The 17,244-nt window shown below is 44.5% G+C and carries 21 protein-coding genes; 7 read left to right on the top strand and 14 right to left on the bottom strand.

What is annotated here, in order from left to right:
• Nucleotides 1–116 (top strand): HNH endonuclease (locus tag VB714_RS11290; protein ID WP_323224176.1); only part of this gene is annotated, 116 nt, incomplete at its 5' end.
• Between the two features lie 17 nt (nt 117–133).
• Here the strand turns inward: VB714_RS11290 and VB714_RS11295 are convergent.
• Both VB714_RS11295 and VB714_RS11300 read right to left on the bottom strand, forming a co-directional pair.
• Nucleotides 134–1,057, bottom strand: coding sequence for a histone deacetylase (locus VB714_RS11295; RefSeq protein ID WP_323224144.1), 924 nt, complete (start codon nt 1,055–1,057; stop codon nt 134–136).
• Entirely contained in the window at nt 1,058–1,261 is a 204-nt protein-coding gene (locus tag VB714_RS11300; RefSeq protein ID WP_204104614.1) for a hypothetical protein, read from the bottom strand. It abuts the gene before it with no gap.
• 269 nt (nt 1,262–1,530) lie between these two features.
• On the opposite strand from VB714_RS11300, the gene VB714_RS11305 reads away from it, so the two are divergent.
• The gene (locus VB714_RS11305; RefSeq protein WP_323224147.1) at nt 1,531–1,992 is read left to right on the top strand and encodes a DUF29 domain-containing protein; all 462 of its coding nucleotides are present in this window, start codon (nt 1,531–1,533) and stop codon (nt 1,990–1,992) included.
• 9 nt (nt 1,993–2,001) lie between these two features.
• Here VB714_RS11305 and VB714_RS11310 read toward each other — a convergent pair whose 3' ends face one another.
• Complete coding sequence (locus tag VB714_RS11310) at nt 2,002–3,033, bottom strand: YHYH protein (RefSeq protein ID WP_323224148.1); 1,032 nt, start codon at nt 3,031–3,033, stop codon at nt 2,002–2,004.
• Between the two features lie 24 nt (nt 3,034–3,057).
• Entirely contained in the window at nt 3,058–3,339 is a 282-nt protein-coding gene (locus tag VB714_RS11315; RefSeq protein ID WP_323224150.1) for a BamA/TamA family outer membrane protein, read from the bottom strand.
• A gap of 410 nt (nt 3,340–3,749) precedes the next feature.
• On the opposite strand from VB714_RS11315, the gene VB714_RS11320 reads away from it, so the two are divergent.
• From VB714_RS11320 to nblB, 5 genes are all read left to right on the top strand, one after another.
• Nucleotides 3,750–4,712, top strand: a complete 963-nt coding sequence (locus VB714_RS11320; RefSeq protein WP_323224152.1) for a Uma2 family endonuclease — start codon at nt 3,750–3,752, stop codon at nt 4,710–4,712.
• A gap of 49 nt (nt 4,713–4,761) precedes the next feature.
• Entirely contained in the window at nt 4,762–4,935 is a 174-nt protein-coding gene (locus VB714_RS11325; protein ID WP_323224154.1) for a hypothetical protein, read from the top strand.
• Between the two features lies 1 nt (nt 4,936).
• Nucleotides 4,937–5,218, top strand: coding sequence for a hypothetical protein (locus tag VB714_RS11330; protein ID WP_323224156.1), 282 nt, complete (start codon nt 4,937–4,939; stop codon nt 5,216–5,218).
• A gap of 242 nt (nt 5,219–5,460) precedes the next feature.
• Nucleotides 5,461–5,922 carry a CBS domain-containing protein gene (locus VB714_RS11335; RefSeq protein ID WP_348539899.1) on the top strand — a complete coding sequence of 154 codons (462 nt, stop codon included), beginning with the start codon at nt 5,461–5,463 and terminating at the stop codon, nt 5,920–5,922.
• A 75-nt stretch (nt 5,923–5,997) separates the two neighbouring features.
• On the top strand, nt 5,998–6,657 hold the full coding sequence (nblB, locus tag VB714_RS11340) for a phycobilisome degradation protein NblB (RefSeq protein ID WP_323224159.1): 660 nt from the start codon (nt 5,998–6,000) through the stop codon (nt 6,655–6,657).
• Nucleotides 6,658–6,671: 14 nt separating this feature from the next.
• Here nblB and VB714_RS11345 read toward each other — a convergent pair whose 3' ends face one another.
• The 10 genes from VB714_RS11345 to VB714_RS11390 all read right to left on the bottom strand — a co-directional run.
• A complete protein-coding gene (locus tag VB714_RS11345; protein WP_323224160.1) occupies nt 6,672–7,814 on the bottom strand; it encodes a glycosyltransferase in 1,143 nt (380 codons plus the stop codon).
• A 51-nt stretch (nt 7,815–7,865) separates the two neighbouring features.
• Nucleotides 7,866–9,200 carry an ATP-binding protein gene (locus VB714_RS11350; protein WP_323224162.1) on the bottom strand — a complete coding sequence of 445 codons (1,335 nt, stop codon included), beginning with the start codon at nt 9,198–9,200 and terminating at the stop codon, nt 7,866–7,868.
• 24 nt (nt 9,201–9,224) lie between these two features.
• On the bottom strand, nt 9,225–10,295 hold the full coding sequence (locus tag VB714_RS11355) for an aromatic ring-hydroxylating dioxygenase subunit alpha (RefSeq protein ID WP_323224164.1): 1,071 nt from the start codon (nt 10,293–10,295) through the stop codon (nt 9,225–9,227).
• 33 nt (nt 10,296–10,328) lie between these two features.
• Complete coding sequence (locus VB714_RS11360) at nt 10,329–11,075, bottom strand: phycocyanobilin:ferredoxin oxidoreductase (RefSeq protein ID WP_416309654.1); 747 nt, start codon at nt 11,073–11,075, stop codon at nt 10,329–10,331.
• Nucleotides 11,076–11,172: 97 nt separating this feature from the next.
• Nucleotides 11,173–11,406 carry a phycobilisome linker polypeptide gene (locus tag VB714_RS11365; protein ID WP_416309655.1) on the bottom strand — a complete coding sequence of 78 codons (234 nt, stop codon included), beginning with the start codon at nt 11,404–11,406 and terminating at the stop codon, nt 11,173–11,175.
• 58 nt (nt 11,407–11,464) lie between these two features.
• The gene (locus VB714_RS11370) at nt 11,465–12,325 is read right to left on the bottom strand and encodes a phycobilisome rod-core linker polypeptide (RefSeq protein ID WP_204104631.1); all 861 of its coding nucleotides are present in this window, start codon (nt 12,323–12,325) and stop codon (nt 11,465–11,467) included.
• A 108-nt stretch (nt 12,326–12,433) separates the two neighbouring features.
• Nucleotides 12,434–13,240 carry a phycobilisome rod-core linker polypeptide gene (locus tag VB714_RS11375; RefSeq protein ID WP_416309656.1) on the bottom strand — a complete coding sequence of 269 codons (807 nt, stop codon included), beginning with the start codon at nt 13,238–13,240 and terminating at the stop codon, nt 12,434–12,436.
• A gap of 159 nt (nt 13,241–13,399) precedes the next feature.
• Nucleotides 13,400–13,888 (bottom strand): phycocyanin subunit alpha, encoded by a 489-nt coding sequence (cpcA, locus tag VB714_RS11380; RefSeq protein WP_204104633.1) that lies wholly within the window; start codon nt 13,886–13,888, stop codon nt 13,400–13,402.
• Between the two features lie 172 nt (nt 13,889–14,060).
• Complete coding sequence (locus VB714_RS11385; RefSeq protein WP_323224172.1) at nt 14,061–14,579, bottom strand: phycocyanin subunit beta; 519 nt, start codon at nt 14,577–14,579, stop codon at nt 14,061–14,063.
• A gap of 280 nt (nt 14,580–14,859) precedes the next feature.
• Nucleotides 14,860–17,244 (bottom strand): glycogen/starch/alpha-glucan phosphorylase (locus VB714_RS11390; protein WP_323224174.1); only part of this gene is annotated, 2,385 nt, incomplete at its 5' end.

Here is a 17,244-nt window from a genome sequence, read left to right on the forward strand (position 1 = left end):
TTCCCCTTGCTAAAGGAGGAAGTAACGATATGAGTAATCTGCAAACCCTCTGTGGTGACTGTAACCAACAGAAAAGCGATCGCATCGATCGCAGATTTAAGCGTCATTTTAGTTAAATTAGTTAAAATTCTAGTCAAATATTCACAAAGACTTCCCGTGCAGCGCGATGTAAGAGAGAATGAAGATAAACTAAATCTTGCATATTTTGAGAATTATTCTTAGTATAACCGCCGCCAATAACCGCCGCAACTGGATAACCAAAAGCCTTACAACTACTTAAAACCATGCGATCGCGTCGATAAATACCGCGATCGCTTAACGCTAATTTCCCTAAGCGATCGCCAACGTGAGGATCGACACCTGCATCATATAACACCAAATCCGGTTTCACTTCCGAGAGGAGATCGGGTAAATATTTAGCCAATATTTGCAAGTATCCCTCATCATCTAACCCTACTGGGAGGGAAACATCGCGATCGCTTTTCTGTTTGCGGTGAGGAAAATTGTTTTCACAGTGCATTGAAAAAGTGAACACCGTGTCATCATCTTGGAAAATATAAGCACTTCCATCTCCTTGATGCACATCGAGATCGATAATCAGTATCTTTTCTGCTAAATTGAGATGTTGCAGGACACGAGAGGCGATCGCCAGATCGTTAAAAATGCAAAACCCCGATCCATAGTCGGGAAAAGCGTGATGAGTTCCCCCTGCGGTATTGCACGCGATACCATATTGTAGCGCTAATTGAGCCGTTAAAATCGTCCCTCCCACAGCAGTACAGGTGCGGGTGACTAAACCTGGACTCCAGGGTAAACCAATGCGTCTCTGTGCTTTTGGAGACAAACTTCCCTCGAGATAAGCCTTAACATAAGCGCGATCGTGTACCAACTCTAACCAATATTGCGGGGGAATTTCCGGGGTATGCACCCACTCAGGCAAAATAATCTCCTCTTTTAAAAGATATTCATAGAGAAGTTTAAACTTTGGCATCGGGAAACGGTGTTCCTCTGGTAAAGGAGTCACATAGTTAGGATGGTAAGCGATGGGAAGAATCATTTAAACCGCAGTTACAGCAATACGTCCTTGTTTAACAAAGTGGAGAATGCGATTTACGGCTCTTCTTTCCTCGTCATCCAGACCTTCATCAAGAGCAGCAGCCATTAATCCGTAGCGATCGCTTAAAGTAAGAATACCTGTTTCTGTCGCAGAGGCAAAAATTTCCGAGATAGCACCGGGGATCAATTGGATTTGAGTCAACATAGTTCTGAAAGGCTTTGTTTTCAATGATTCCATTATCTCTTGTTTCATTGGATTTGTTGGTGATGGAATCTTGACAAAAACCGTGAACTTCGTCTCTTGCGGAGGCGATCGCATCTACCTTAAGATGTGAGTAAAATCACTGCTATGTATTTCACAGGCGAGAATGCTTACCGTAATTCTACGGATGTTACAATTTCAGGACAATGATAGACCTATGCAAATAGATGAGATTTTTTGGGCTATCTTTTCGATTAGAGGAGGAAACGATCGTGCAAACTCGGCTCAATTCTACCCATTCTCATCTTTACGATCGCGATTATTATCTGTGGCTACAAACAACCCTCGAGCAAATCAAAACAGGTAAACTAGAGCAAGTTGATTGGGTAAACTTAATTGCAGAAATTGGAGACATGAGCAGACGAGAGAGACAAGCTATCTTTAGCAATCTTAAAATTCTGCTCATGCACCTCTTAAAATATCAATATCAACCGGAAAAACGCAGCAATACTTGGTTATTTACAATTCTCGAACATCGTCAAAGAATCCTTGAAGACCTTGAAATCAGTCCCAGCTTGGGAAATTATTTAGTAGAATGTTACCCCAAAAGTTATCAAAATGCTAGAAAATTAGCCTCTGTAGAAACAGGACTTTCTCTGAGTCATTTTCCCGAACTTTCTCCCTTTACCCTAGAAGAAACTTTAAACCCAGAATATTTACCCGCAGGAGATTAGAAATTGCATTTATTGTTGAGGAGGTCTTCTGCGAGGTGGAGGGAAAGGACGATTTTCCCTTGGAGACGCTTCGCGATCGGGTCGTTGTTGACCATTTCCGCGTCCTCTTGGAGGTTCTTTACGAAAACTACTATCGGGAGTACCGCGAAAACAGCGAGCAACAAAAGGAAATTCCTCAGTGATATAATAGTGATAAATCCCATTGCGATATTCTGGCGTTACACCCATTCGCCCATTACACTCATCTAAATCCCCCAATCCCGCTACATATTCATAATCTTGAGTAAAGGTACCATCGTAAGTACCTCCCGGCCCCCCCGATCGCGTCCCCGACTTTAAGCGATAACTCGATCGCATTTTCCGAGTCCCGCTACCGGGGTCTTTCGCGTTTTTATAGCCATAAGCTGCATAAATGGGAAATCCATCGGCAGCATAACCGAGAAGCTGCATTTTTTCACCATTCCCCAAATTTTGGATCAATCCTTGAGGTGTACCGTGATAATGATAAGCACCACCAGGTTGAACATGAGCATTATTTTGGTCTAAACCCAGGTCAATTTTGCCCGAAAGCGCCTCATAATTCCATTCTGAAGTATTTTGACCTCGACCGATTCTTCGCCCCTCTGGAGTCCAAAATTCGGCGGTACCAGGGTCAAAAGGAACACCATTGAGAGCCACCCCAAATAACATCGGACCTCTGGCTAAAGTTGGGTGAGGGTTTGGGGTTGGGTTGAGGGGAACGCGAAAGCTATAATTTTGGCTAGAAATACGGTTAGGATTGCCTTGATTGGGGAATTGTCCCGTTTCATGGTCGGGAATGCCATTGGCTGCAATAATGCGATAATTCCCCTCAATTTTCAGATTTGCAGCTTTGTTGGGCTGGGAAGAGGAAGTGTGCGATCGCTCTCGAATAGCTGAAGAAACTTTCGCCATTAATCCCGTTAAAGTCATTGCTAGAGACGATCCCAGCAAAACTAGCACCAAACCCGATCGCCATTTCTGTAAGTATTTTTTCATTTCCCTCGCAAATCTAGAAAACATTTTTTTCGATCGTAGCAGGCTCAATTAAGGATTGAGAATCAAGGAAAAGTGCAAACCGTTGTCTTGTAAGGTTTGTGAAGTTCGATCGACCGAAATCAAGGGAATTCCCCAATCTAAACGTGCCAGAAAGCGATCGCTTATTTGCCATGTTAAACCAACCCCGATCGCCGATAGGGTTTGGCGATCGAGTTCCATCCCTCCCGAATTATTCCAAACGATGCCATAATCCCAAAAAGGAGAAAGATAAAGCTCACTTTCCCACTCGGGAATCTTAAAAACGGAGATTTGCAAGGCGATGACGGACATTGGAATCGCGGTGAATATTTAGGCAAAACAACCGTGCAAATGCAGAAGGGCGATCGCTTTGGGATTATGTTAGTTCCCAATGGAACTGTCGAACAACTCGCTGCAAATCCCGCGCCTTTGTTTTTGAGGATCTGCGAATTGATGGCTATCAACAGGAGCAACGGGAGACGCGATCGACCTTGACGATGCGATCGATCCCGATCTCGATTGGCGAGACACAGAACTGGGTCAAGAAATTATTGATTATGCAATTGCCAATACACCTGAAACGAACTCCGCACCCGAGTCCCTAGAATTAGCCAGTCACCAGTTTTATACAGCAGAAGATACTGTCGAAATATCGGGATCGGTTTACGATGCAGATGAAGCCAGCGATATCGCTAAAGTTGAATTTTGGCTGCAACAGGATAATGGAGAATGGCAAGAAATTGCCGAGAGCGATCGCCTATCTCCCAGTTCACACTCAACAGTTGACAAAAGTTAAACTTTCTTTCACTCTGTATAATGAAGGCAATCATACACACCTTTTTCCCTCAGAGGCAATGGTACAACAACTCGATCGCCTATCCCTTGATGAAGACCTTCTCTATCCCGACAGTGACGGTAAACCCTTGGCTGATAACACGATCCAATTTCGCTTAATTGTCACCATAAAAGGTGGCTTAGACGCTCTGTTTAAAAATAGAGACGATGTATTTGTCGCGGGAGATTTATTTTGGTATCCCGTCCAACTCACAAGACAGCAAATTTCAGAGCAAGAAAAACCCCTAAGACAAGCACCAGATGTCATGGTTGCATTTGGAAGGCCGAAAGGAGATAGAGGGTCTTACAAACAATGGGAAGAAAACAATATTCCTCCACAAGTTGCTTTTGAAATTCTTTCTCCCGGAAACAAGAAAAAGGACATGGAGGTAAAATTTCAATTCTATCAAAAACATGGAATTGAAGAATATTACTTGTACGATCCGAAAAAAAATCGTTTACAAGGATGGCTGCGAAAAGGAGAGAAATTAGAAAAAATCTCTAAAATGGAAGGATGGAACAGTCCGCGTTTGGGGATAAAATTTAGTAGTGCAGAGGGAGAATTAGTTTTATTTTATCCCAATGGAGAGCGGTTTGCGAACTATATAGAAATTATCGAACAACGCGATCGCGAGAGACAAAGAGCCGATATGGAGCAACAAAGAGCCGATATGGAGCAACAAAGAGCCAATATCGAGCAACAAAGAGCCGATATGGAACAACAAAGAGCCGATCGCAATGAACGCGATCGCCAAGAAACCCAAGCAGAATTAGAGGAAGAACGCCAAAAAATGCAAGCATTACGCGATCGCCTGCAACAAATGGGCATCGATCCTGATAATCTTCCTTAAAGAAAATAATGAAATCTATTTAAATGTAGGATGGCGTGATGAGGAACGAATGTATGGATGTCCAATTCATATCGATATTAAAGATGGAAAAATTTGGATTCAACATCTTGCTGAAATTGTCGAGCGATCGCAGACATTGCGCGATCGCCTCGCAGAATCCTCTGCACGGGGTCTTTTGGGGGAAATGTACGAACGGCACCGGACAATAGCCAGAAGCGCGTAATTTGACCCAAGAAGCCTTGCAATTAGCCGAAGACAAACAAGCTCTCGATCTGCGTTATCGTTGGGAATGGCAGTTAGGACGACTATTGAGGAAACAAGGACAGCCTAAAAGCGCGATCGCGGCCTATAAAGCCTCTGTCAAAACGCTTTCAAAACTGCGATCTCACCTCTTACCAATTGATACTAATGTTCAATTCGATTTTCGCGACAATATCGAACCCGTTTATCGAGAATTAGTGGATTTACTCATAACCGAAGATGCAGAAAATAAACAATCGCAATAAGGCATTGAGGTTGCTTGGAGAACTGAAAAATCGATATTGTAAACTTTTGTCAAGAAATCTTTGCTTCTTTCTCACCGGTTATTTCTGAGCGCGGATCTCCGTATTTTTCTTTCTTGTCAATTAAGTTTCGTTAAAAATTGGAGAGATAGGCGCAAAAAAATGTTCAAAATATGAACGTAGCAATGTTTTTGCTAGTCGAATCCGCGCGATCGCATCCCATCCCATACATCTTTTACTGGCTCATGTCACAAACCGTTACTGATTTTATGACTTCCAACCCCATTACGGTGACTCCAACAACACCGTTGAAAGATGCCCTGCAAATTCTTGTGCGAGAAAAGATTAGTGGATTACCAGTAGTAGATGAAGCGGGAAAATTAATAGGGGTAATTTCTGACTCGGATTTAATGTGGCAGGAAACAGGAGCAGAAACTCCTCCCTATATTATGTTCCTTGATGGATTAATTTTTCTCAAAAATCCTGCTCGTTATGAAAAAGAGCTTCACAAAGCTCTCGGACAAACTGTAAAAGAAGTGATGAGCGATAAACCAATTTCTACTACCCGCGATCGCCCATTACGAGAAGCCGCCAAACTCATGCACGACAAGCACGTTCGTCGCTTACCTGTTGTCGATGAGGAAAATAAAGTTATTGGTATATTAAGTCAGGGGGATATTATTAGAGCAATGGCGGCTCAGGAATAAATAGGAGATAGGCGAAAACATAACAATAAGTTCTTTGTCACTAATCACTAATCACTAATCACTAATCACTAAAACATGACTCCAGAATCCGTTCAGACTCTATTACAATCCGAAGATTATGGCGATCGCATCAAGGGTTTAAATCAACTGAGACAACTGCCCCAGGATCTTGCCTTTGAAATGATTCAGCCTCTTATTGTCGATGCTAACGTGCGGGTGCGTTATGCCGCAGTTAGCCAAATGGATAGACTCGGAGAAGTCAACCGAGACAAATCCCTCGAAATCTTGCGCGATCGCCTCTCCAACGACAAGGAAACCGACGTACAAGCCGCAGCAGCAGACGCGATCGCAGCCCTAAAACTAACGGAAGGTTTTGAGGATTTACGAACAGCCTACCAACAATCCTCGGAATGGTTATTACAATTTAGTATTATTGCGGCTTTAGGGGAAATGGGGGATCCTCGCGGTTTTGACTTGCTGGAAGATGCCCTCGCTTCTGATAATGGTTTGCTACAATCTACAGCAGTAGGTGCATTTGGGGAATTAGGCGATCGCCGCGCGGTGCCTTTACTTTTGCCTTTTCTCGATCATCCAGATTGGCAACTACGTCATCGTCTCGCCCAAGCCTTAACCCATTTGGGAGGAGAAGAAGCCAAAACTGCTTTAGAATATTTGGCAAAGGATGAAGTCGAACAAGTTGCTATAGAAGCAAAACGTAACTTAAATCCTGAATAATTAGCGATCGCCAGCTAAAAGAATTGAGTGAGAGTCTTTTTGAATTGTTCAAAGCCGTAGGTTTCAATTACTCGCGATCTTAACATTTCCGGGCGATCGAGAATGGGATTGGCGGTTTTATGTTGTAAAATCTCAATTAAACTCCCAGCAATTGCCTCGCTATCTTCAGGATCGACTAAAACTCCCAATTCTCCCCCGCATAAGGCATCGATCGCCCCATCCCGATTTCCCCCCAAGACAGGCTTTCCGCAGGCTAAGGCTTCTAAATAAACAATACCAAACCCTTCCCCTTGACTGGGCATCGCAAAAACATCGCAGAGATTATAATGGGCGCAAAGTTCCTCATCGGGGACAAATCCTGTTAAAGTGACGCAATCTTGTACATTGAGGGATTGTATGAGATTTTCAAGGCGATCGCGATCGTCTCCTTTACCCACAAGAAGATAATGCACATTAGGAATTACCTCACGAATCCTAGGCAGTCCTTGCAAAATTTCGTCGTATCCTTTATATTTCTGACTGGAATCAAGTCGCGCTACTGTGAGAATAACAGGCTGGTCGGCAGTAAGATGATATTTTTGTAATAAAGAAGGGGATTTAGGGGCGATCTCGAAGCGATCGGCAGCAAAAGTATTGGGAAGGAGAGAGACGCGATCGGGGTCTAAGTCTTGTTCTGCTAGGAGGCGATCGCGGGTATAATTACTTACGGCAAGAATGCGATCGGCACGTTGCAAGGCTTTTTGCAAACTGGGTTTTTTCACATCCCAAACCTCGGTTCCGTGGGCAATAACCCAATAAGGAATACCTAAAAAACGCTTGATTTGATCCGCTAAAATGGCAAAATTAGCATGAGAAGCAATAATTAAATCGGGACGCTGACGCAAACAATATTTGGCCAATTGGGCAGCAAAATTAAAGGTGCGAAATTTGAGGGGAACTGTCCCAGAAAAATGAAAGCGGGTATTATCTAAATAGGGAATATGGGGCAGCGATCGCGTATCGTGTTTGAGAAAAACATCATACTTTTTTTGGGGATACAATTCCTGCAAGGCTTGCAGTAAAAAAGCTGAATAAACTTGAATTCCCCCCTTAAACTCAAAGATATTGGGAAACCACAAATGAATAATTTGCACGTCGGTAGGAGTTTGGACTAGCATGGGCAAAATGAATGAGAATAGCGATCGCTGTGCATTATGGTAAAGCAAACTTTAAGAGATCGCCACAAAACAAGGCAATTCAAGGGAAAAAGTTGTTCCTTGTCCCAATTGACTTTCTAAATCAATCTTACCTTTCATTAATTCCACTAATGATTTGGTAATAGCTAACCCTAATCCTGTCCCTGAATACTTGCGCGTTGTGGTTTGATCCCCCTGATAAAACTCTTCAAAAATCCGTTCTTGTCGATCCTTAGCAATACCAATTCCCGTATCCCTAACAATAATATTGAGGCGATCGCCGGGTAAAGACTCCAATTGAACTGTAACATTGCCTATCTCGGTAAATTTAATCGCATTAGAAAGTAAATTTACCAGAATTTGGCGCAGGCGATCGCGATCGCCCATAATATTCTTCTCCTTAAAATAGTAGTGACAATCAAAACACAATTCTAAATTCTTTTCATCCGCAAGAGGCAGCAAACTTTCCAAAGTTGTATTAATCAAGTGCATAATATTAAAAGATTCCGATTTTAACTCGATTTTCTTGGCTTCAATTTTAGAGAGATCGAGAATATCATTAATTAATTCTAATAAATTTTTGCCATTATTATGAATGCGTTCTATCATCTGCACTTGATGAAGAGAAAGAGAACCAGAACGCTGACGTAATAAAACCTGCGAAAAACCAATTATAGCATTCATCGGCGTGCGAAGTTCGTGGGACATAGTAGCCAGAAATTGCGATTTCATTTTCGCTGCTTCAATTAATTGCAAGTTTTGCTGATGAATTTGTTGGCGCTGAGTTGCTAATTTGTTATTTTGTCGTGCTAGGATTTGATTCTGTCGTTCTAAACGTTCTTCCCGTTCTTCTAAAGTTTGAATAAGTTGGGCATTATCAATCGCAATAGCAGCTTGTTCCCCAACAGCAAGTAATAAAATACCATCTCCTCGGCTAAAGGCTTCGATATCCTGCCAGTTTCCCACCCCCAACACCCCCAAACATCCCGATCGCGCTGACTGAATGGGAACAGCGTAAAGGGCTACGGGGAAGGGTTGCAAGGGATGGGATAGGGTTTGCATGAGGTTGGCTTCTCCCGTGGTAAACACTTGATGCAGCCATCCTCCCACAGAAAAAGCGCGATCGAGGGGCAAGCGATCGGCCCCTTCTCCCTCGGTTACGGTGAGGGTAGTTTGACCTTTTTGGCAGTTGTAAAGGGCAATAAAACAAAATTGCGCCCCGGCGATCGCCTCCAATACCGATTGCGCCATCACTTTTAATAAATCCGGCAAGTCCGTTAGACGTTGATTGAGAAGATTTGTGAGTTTATGAAGTGTCGTCAACTGTTGTTCTCGTTCGACTAATCCTGCATTTGTTTGATTTGACATCTTCTTTTAAGCTAATATTGAAGATTATTTTTGCCATCGATCTTGCTGGATAATTAAGCGCTGAACGCTAATCGTTGTCGGATTTAATTCGTAAGAACGATGGGAGGGACTCTCTAAAAAGGATTGCTGTTCTTGGGCAATCATTTCTATATCTTGTCGAACTAAACCATCTAATAGTTTTTGCGCCGAACCAAACAAGCTATTTTTCAGAAATCGGCGAAATTTAATCGGTAATTTATGCAGTCGCGAGAAGGCATTTAAAGAGGTAAAATGAATTAAATAAGCACGAGTTTGCGTTTCATTAATGGGACAAAAAAGACAGTAAATTTTAAAATCCTGCCCCAATGTAGACACCCAATGAGGATAAATATAACTCACGTTTAAGGGTTCGGGATGCAGCCGACGCAGGGCGGGAAAAAATAGTTGGGAAATCGACCAAATCTTATCAATGCGATAATAACTTTGCGCTTCATAAAGGGCATCAACTCTATTTTCAGATTCTTCTAAGGATTCCAGTTTTGCCGATGCCCAGGCTTGATAATCGTCGTGTAAATGTCCGTGATACATATCCATTAAATTTTCAATTAAAAAGGAAAAATGCCCAGGACAATTAACAGTCGAAACTGTAGCAATATAATTCAAATGCGCCCATTCTGGCAGACCTAATGGCGCGATCGCCTCGGAATTTCCCTCCCCTGGAAACAACCAAATAAAACCATCCAATTCTTTTACGGGGAAGGCTCGAATTTGACAAGTGGGTAACTTTTGTTTTTCTTTTAAGTATGGTACGCGATCGCATTTTCCTTCCTGGTTAAATTGCCAACCGTGATAGGCACATTCAAGGCGATCGCCGAGTATTTTCCCTGCACTTAAGCGAACTTGGCGATGAGGGCAGCGATCCTCTAAAGCAACAACGGTGCCTTTTGTGTCGCGATACAGCACGATCGCCTGTTTCCACAGGGTTACAGAAAGGGGAGTATTCCTCACTTCTGTACTACGAGCGACAACATACCAGCGATCGGGATTGATGCCACAAGTCCGAATAGAGGCAGGAGTGAGGGGAGAAATACGAGAATTTGCTTGCTGTAACTGCATTTTCAAATCAGAACGCCAGCCTAGATTCTAACATCAAGCACTTTGAGGAGCATCAAAAAGCATCGTATTCATGTAGCGATCTGCCCAAGATTCCCCAAAAGAATTTTCCAATATGCGCCGCGTTTTGTCATTTTGGCGCTGCTGACTGCAATAATAATTTTGTCCTGCGAGAATTTCGGCGATCGCCTCCGAGTCCTCTAAAGGGACACTTTCCTGGGCAATTTGACAGTGTAGGCATAAAAAGCGATCTACTCGTTCTAAAAATGCCTTCTCTTCCTCTTCACCAATGGGACGCACAAATAGACAAAACTGAGAAAAAATATGCCCCCATTCTGGCAAATCCCGAGGTTGAGAAAACGTTACATTTGGCAAACTACTCAAACCCTCACGATAAATATCCGGTAAAATGCGATCGCGATTCACCGGAGACAGATCCGCGATCGCCGCACTCACTCCCTTCTCACTCCCCACGATATCCGTCCCAAATAAGGGCAAAGCATAATTCACCCGAGGAAACATGACGCAATGCAAAATATCAAGGCGATCGCCCACCCTTGCCAACTCTAAATGTAACTTGCGAAACTGGGGTGCTTGATAACAATGATTTTCAATAACGAGTTTTTCGCCTTCCAAACCCCCCTCCACATAACCCAAATCTTCAGGAATGGCATAAGGAGATAAATCAAAATATTCTTGCCACCGAGATTCAATGCAATCTGCAAGTTTGCGAACGAGGATATATTGGCGTTCTCTTAAGGAAGTATTCAAAATTTTTATCATTTATATGATTAATATAAGTAACCGATCATTGATAAGAGATGCTGCCAATCCCCAGAACCGCTTGCTCTCGGTATGACAACATCTCTTAAAATGAAACTCAGGCTTCGAGGGGACGAATGCCGACAATTTGACCGCCCATGCGCGTGATGCGTCGCATCTCTTCATTCATGCGCTGATAGGGAACCGAGATGAAAACACTATCGCTCGTGCGGAACGGATAAGCGTTATTATCGGTTAGATCGTTTTGCTGCATTCCCCTGACCTCGTAGACAAAGGTACGGGCTGCTGATGGCGAACTAGATGTGCCAAAAGCTCCAGATTTACCCAACATGGCGATCGCTCCTTTTAATGGTTCAAGAACAGAAATCTCAAACAAAGCCAAGCTGCACTTATGCTAGAGTGATACTAGCAATTTTGCCGCCCTGTTTGTTGATTCTTTGCAGGGTGCTAGATAGCTCCTCGTAAGGTACGAGGAAGGCTCGGCTAGAACGACGAACGCGAGGATAGCGTGGGGTAATTAAACCCGAAACTTCCACTCGATAGATCCGGCCTGCTTTGCTGGGAGTTCTGAAGGCTTGATTGGTGGGAACGTTTTTCTCGGAGGCACGATAAGCCCAGCCTTCATTGCTGCCGGAGGAACCGACAACCGCCGAAACACTATTGCGAGCTAAATCTTGTGCTAGGCGAGAATCACTACCGGCAAGTTGAGAGCGATCGCTATTGGCATAGCCCCGATACAACTGGAACATCCGGGTGAAACCGACGGTTTTTTGTCCTCGTTGGGTACTAAAACCCCGATAATAAGGAACAATGGACTCGCCGAAACTTTCGTCGTATTCCGGGGAATCGATGTAAGAATCGATATCTGCGTCAAAGCCTTCGTTTTCGTAGAGGTCGAGATGATAAATCACCTCGGACTCATCGTAGGGGGCACGTCCCAGTAAGTGCTTGTAGTTCAACTCAATGGTGCGAGTTTGGAAACTACCATACAAGAATTTATTCTTGTACAATTCTGACTTGGCAACGGCGCGAACAAATTCCCGCACGCTGAGAGAACCGTTACTCACTAAGGATTCTAATCCTGTGAGACGTTCGGAACTCATAATATAATCATTGCCCAGTACCTGACGGTAAACTGCCCGAATGACAGCTTGAGCATCGTCCTGCGACCAATTGGGACGCAGTTCGACGGGTTGGCTGTCGCTATAAGCAGTCGTACCGAGGCGCGAGGCTGCTGTTGTAATCGCCACTAAATTTTTCTCCTTTTAAAAAGATTCGCCTAAAACTTGCGAATTTAAAATTGGGAATTTAACTCGGTCAAGAGTGCGAGATTTTCTCAATCCCAAAATTGCCCGTAATTAAGCGCGAGTCAAACTCATGACCCGATAGCCGCGCTTGTTTAATGTTTGCAGGGTGGAGGATAATTGGTCGTAAGCGACGACATATTCATCCATACTCAAGCGAATTTGCGGAGTAAAGGCGGCGGCGGCTTTGCTGACGCGAATGCGATATACGTCACCGCGATCGGCGGAAGTCGTTCCCGTGAGGGATGCTCCTTGAATGGGGGTTGCGGTATTGCGAGCTAATTCATAGGTTAAATGAGGACGACCCCCATCTCCTTGAGCGCGATCGCAGTTGGCGTAACCTTTATAAAGTTGAAACATCCGGGTAAACCCGACGGTTTTCTGCCCGGTTTGGGTATCGAAGCCCCGATAGTAGGGAACGATAAAATCACCAAAGTTCTGCACGTATTCCATCGAATCGATATAAGAATCGATATCGGCTTCAAATCCTTCTGTTTGATAGCAATCGAGGTGTTCGATGATTTCGGACTCGTCGTAAGGGGCGCGACCGAGAAGGTGTTTGAAGTTTAACTCGATGGTGCGAGGGTGATAATTGGGATAAAGGAATTTTTTCTTGTAGGTCTCGGATTTAGCTACGGCTCTCACGAAATCACGCACGGTGATAGCGCGATCGCAGAGTAAGGATTCTGCACTGGTAATGCGTTCGGACGACATAATATGATCGTTTCCGAAAACTTGCCGATAAACCGCTCGAATTGCAACCTTGGCATCATCTTGATTCCAATTGGGGCGCAGTTCGACGGGATCGCTATTGCTAAATGCAGAAGTTCCGAGGCTAGATGCTGCTGTGGTAATTGCCACGTTATTATTCTCCTCGTGTCGATCCAGTTGTTTGACATCTCCCCGCTTTAAAAAGACGGGAATTCTGTGTACGATTTGCAAAAAATATTGCTCGGAATAACAGAAAACCGTTAAAACCTTTCAACCGTCTCCTGCTTTTCCGAGCAATTGGGTAATACCCTAGCTCAGGGCATTAATTGCATAGTCGAGGTAAGAATTAGCTTCAACTGCAGGATCGCCGCTCAATCCATGATTGGCTTTGATGTAGCTGAGGGCTTCAACATACCAACTAGGAGATAATTCAAAGGTGCTGTTGATTTCATCTAATCCGGCGAGGAGGTATTCATCCATCGGACCAGTACCGCCAGCAATGAGGCAGTAAGTAACCATGCGTAAGTAGTAGCCGATGTCCCGTTCGCACTTAGCTTTACCTTCGGGGGAAGAAGCGTAGTTAGCACCCTGCATGGAGGTGGTGTAGGGGAACTTGCTGTAAACGGCATTAGCGGCACCGGAAACCAAGCCAGATGCTTTACCACTCAGGGTTTTAGCAGCTTCCAAGCTAGGACCGGCTTGACGCAAGCGACCGAATGCAACTTGCAGTTCAGAACTGCTTAAGAAACGACCTTGAGAATCTGCACCAGCAACGGCTTCAGTCAGGGGAGTTTTCATGGAAAAATTAACCTCTTTAACGATGATTTAACGATGATTTGCGAATGATTTGCGAAAAACCTTAAGCGATGTAACAAGTTAAAAACTTGTTGAAGGATTGTGAAATTGCTTGAGTCTAAAGTTCTCTTAACTTCTCTGGAGTTATTCCTTTGGAGTTGAGAGAATTAGCTTCTTAAGCAACTGCTGCAGCAGCGCGATCGAAGTAGCCAGCAATTTCAGCCATCAGAGCGCTACAATCTCCGGGGGTGATACCCGCGCGGTCATTAGCAATTGCAACTGCCGCTTCTTTCATTTTGGTTACGCCAGCAGCGACGGAAGCACCAGGAACTCCCAAAGCAACGTAGGTTTCGCGCAAACCGTTCAAGCAGCGATCGTCTAAAACGCTTGCATCGCCAGCGAAGATAGCGTAGGTTACATAACGCAGGACGATTTCCATATCGCGCAAGCAAGCAGCCATGCGACGGTTGGTGTAAGCATTTCCGCCAGGAGCGATTAACTGAGGCTGTTCGGCAAACAATGTACGAGCGGCGCTGGTAACGATCGCGGAAGCACTACCGGTAATGCGGTTTACTGCATCCAAACGCTTGGTGCCATCAGCAACCATAGCAGCGAGAGCATCGATTTGGGCGGCATCAAGGTAAGCACCTCGAGCATCGGCTTGGGAAACAACCCGCGTAAATGCGTCAAACATTAAAGCATCTCCTAAAACTTAACTGAATACAATTCTGAAATTTGGTTTTTTATCAACCAAAATTATTAAAACAAATCGAACGTGCAGATTTTGTGCAGTTTTCTCGAATATTCTTAAACATTGATAGCGTTTTGTAACGAAAAGTTAACAATTATCATTTTGGGGAATAGGGAATAGGCGGGGAACAGGGAACAGGCGGGGAACAGGTAAGAGTAGGTAAGAAGAAAGATGAGAAAAATTCGTCTCTCATCCCTCTTCTCTCATCTTTCCTGATGGGCGATTATCCTTTTAAACTCGCATTATCCTGGCTGTATTCTGCAATCTCGATCTTGACAGGTTGGGCGCGCCAAATTTCCGTAGCGTATTCGCGAATGGTGCGATCGCTGGAAAACTTGCCCATGCGCGCAGAATTAAGAATAGACATTTTCGTCCAGCCTTCTTTATCCTTATAAGACTCGCTGACTCGATCTTGACAATCCACATAGGCGCGGAAATCCGCCAAGAGCATATACTGGTCGTGGTAGAGCAGGGAATCGAGCAACGGCTTGAATAGTTCGCGATTGCCAAAGGAGAAATAACCCGATTCAATGCGATCGAGGGTACCTTTTAATTCCAGATCGCGGTGGTAATAGTCCATTGGGTTATATCCCTGCGCCTTCAAGTCCTTGACCTCCTGTGCCGTTAAACCGAACAAGAAGAAATTTTCCGCTTCCGCTTCCTCGCGAATCTCAATATTGGCACCATCAAGAGTTCCAATGGTTAAGGCACCATTCATAGCAAACTTCATATTTCCCGTCCCAGAAGCCTCTTTTCCGGCGGTGGAAATCTGTTCTGAGAGTTCTGCAGCCGGATAGATGCGCTGTCCGAGAGAGACATTAAAGTTAGCCATAAAGACAACCTTTAAGCGTCCTCGTACATCGGGATCTTTGTTGACAATTTCCCCCACAGAATTGATTAACTTAATCACCAACTTGGCCATAAAGTAGCCAGGAGCAGCTTTACCGCCAAAAATAAACGTGCGAGGTACTATCTCCATGTCAGGATTGCGTTTAATGCGGTTGTACATCGCAATAATGTTCAAGACGCTCAACAATTGACGCTTATATTCGTGAATGCGTTTCACTTGTACGTCAAACATGGAGTTTGCATCGATTTCGATATTATTGTGCTTCCAGATATAGTCGGCGAGAGCTTGCTTATTGGCTTGCTTGATTTCTTGCCAGCGAACTTGGAAAACGGGGTCATTGGCGAAGGTCTCCAATTTCCGCATCTGGTCTAAATTTTTTAACCAACCATCACCGACTTTTTCGGTAATGAGATCGGCTAACTTGGGATTGCACAATAAAATCCAGCGACGAGGGGTAACGCCATTGGTTTTGTTAAAGAATTTTTCCGGCCAGAGTTTGGCAAAATCTTTGAGGGTATCGCTTTGCAAAAGTTGCGTGTGCAGGGCGGCGACTCCATTAATGGCATGGGAACCCACACAAGCTAAATGCGCCATCCGCACGGATTTTTCCTCACCCTCTTGGATAATAGATAACCGTTCGATGAGTTCGGGTTCGTCGGGAAACCAAGTGCTGACATCTGCTAAGAAACGATGATTGATTTCGTAGATAATTTCGAGGTGACGGGGGAGAAGATAGCTAAACAAGCCTACAGACCAACGCTCCAGGGCTTCGGGGAGGAGAGTATGGTTGGTATAGGCAAAAGTCTTTTGGGTGATGTACCATGCTTTATCCCACTCCATATCGTGTTCGTCAATTAATAGACGCATCATCTCAGCAATGCTAACGGCGGGGTGAGTATCGTTGAGTTGAATGGCAAAATGTTCGTGCAGGTTGTCGAGATTGGGGTGTAGGCGCAGGTGATTGCGAATGATATCTTGCAGGGATGCCGAAACGAAGAAATATTGCTGTTCTAAGCGCAATTGTCGCCCTTGGGGGGTGTTGTCGTTGGGATAGAGAACTTTGGAGATGGTTTCCGAGGACATTTTGCTGGCCACTGCTCCATCGTAGTCTCCGGCGTTAAAGGCATCGAAGTTAAAATTTTCATCTTCTCCTGCGTCCGATCGCCACAAGCGCAAAGGATTAACGGTGTTGGTGTCGTAACCGGGGACGGGGGTATCGTAGGGAATGGCAGTCACCGTGCGATCGTGAACCCAAGTTACCTTAGAGCGACCGCGTCCGTCCCGAGAAACTTCTGTATAACCGCCGTATTTAACCTGTACGGTAGCCTCGGGGCGGGGAATTTCCCAGGGGTTGCCAAAGCGCAACCAGTTATCGGGGATTTCCACTTGCCAACCATCGCGGATTTGTTGGTGGAAAATACCGAATTCGTAGCGAATGCCGTAGCCGATCGCGGGAATTTCGAGGGTAGCAAGGGAGTCGAGGAAACAGGCCGCCAAGCGTCCCAAACCGCCATTTCCCAAACCGGGATCGTGTTCTTGTTCGATGATTTCATCGAGATCGAGTCCTGCATCTTTGATAACTTCGCGGATGTCATCATAAATGCCCAAATTAACAAGATTGTTACCCAGATGCCGCCCCATCAGAAACTCGGCAGACAGATAGCAAACTACTTTGACGTTTTGTTCAAAGTAAGTCTCTCGGGTCTTCATAAAACGATGCAGAAGTCGATCGCGCACGGTATAGGCCAGCGCCATAGA

This window comes from Spirulina sp. 06S082 (assembly GCF_034932145.1).
Lineage (GTDB): Bacteria > Cyanobacteriota > Cyanobacteriia > Cyanobacteriales > Spirulinaceae > CCY15215.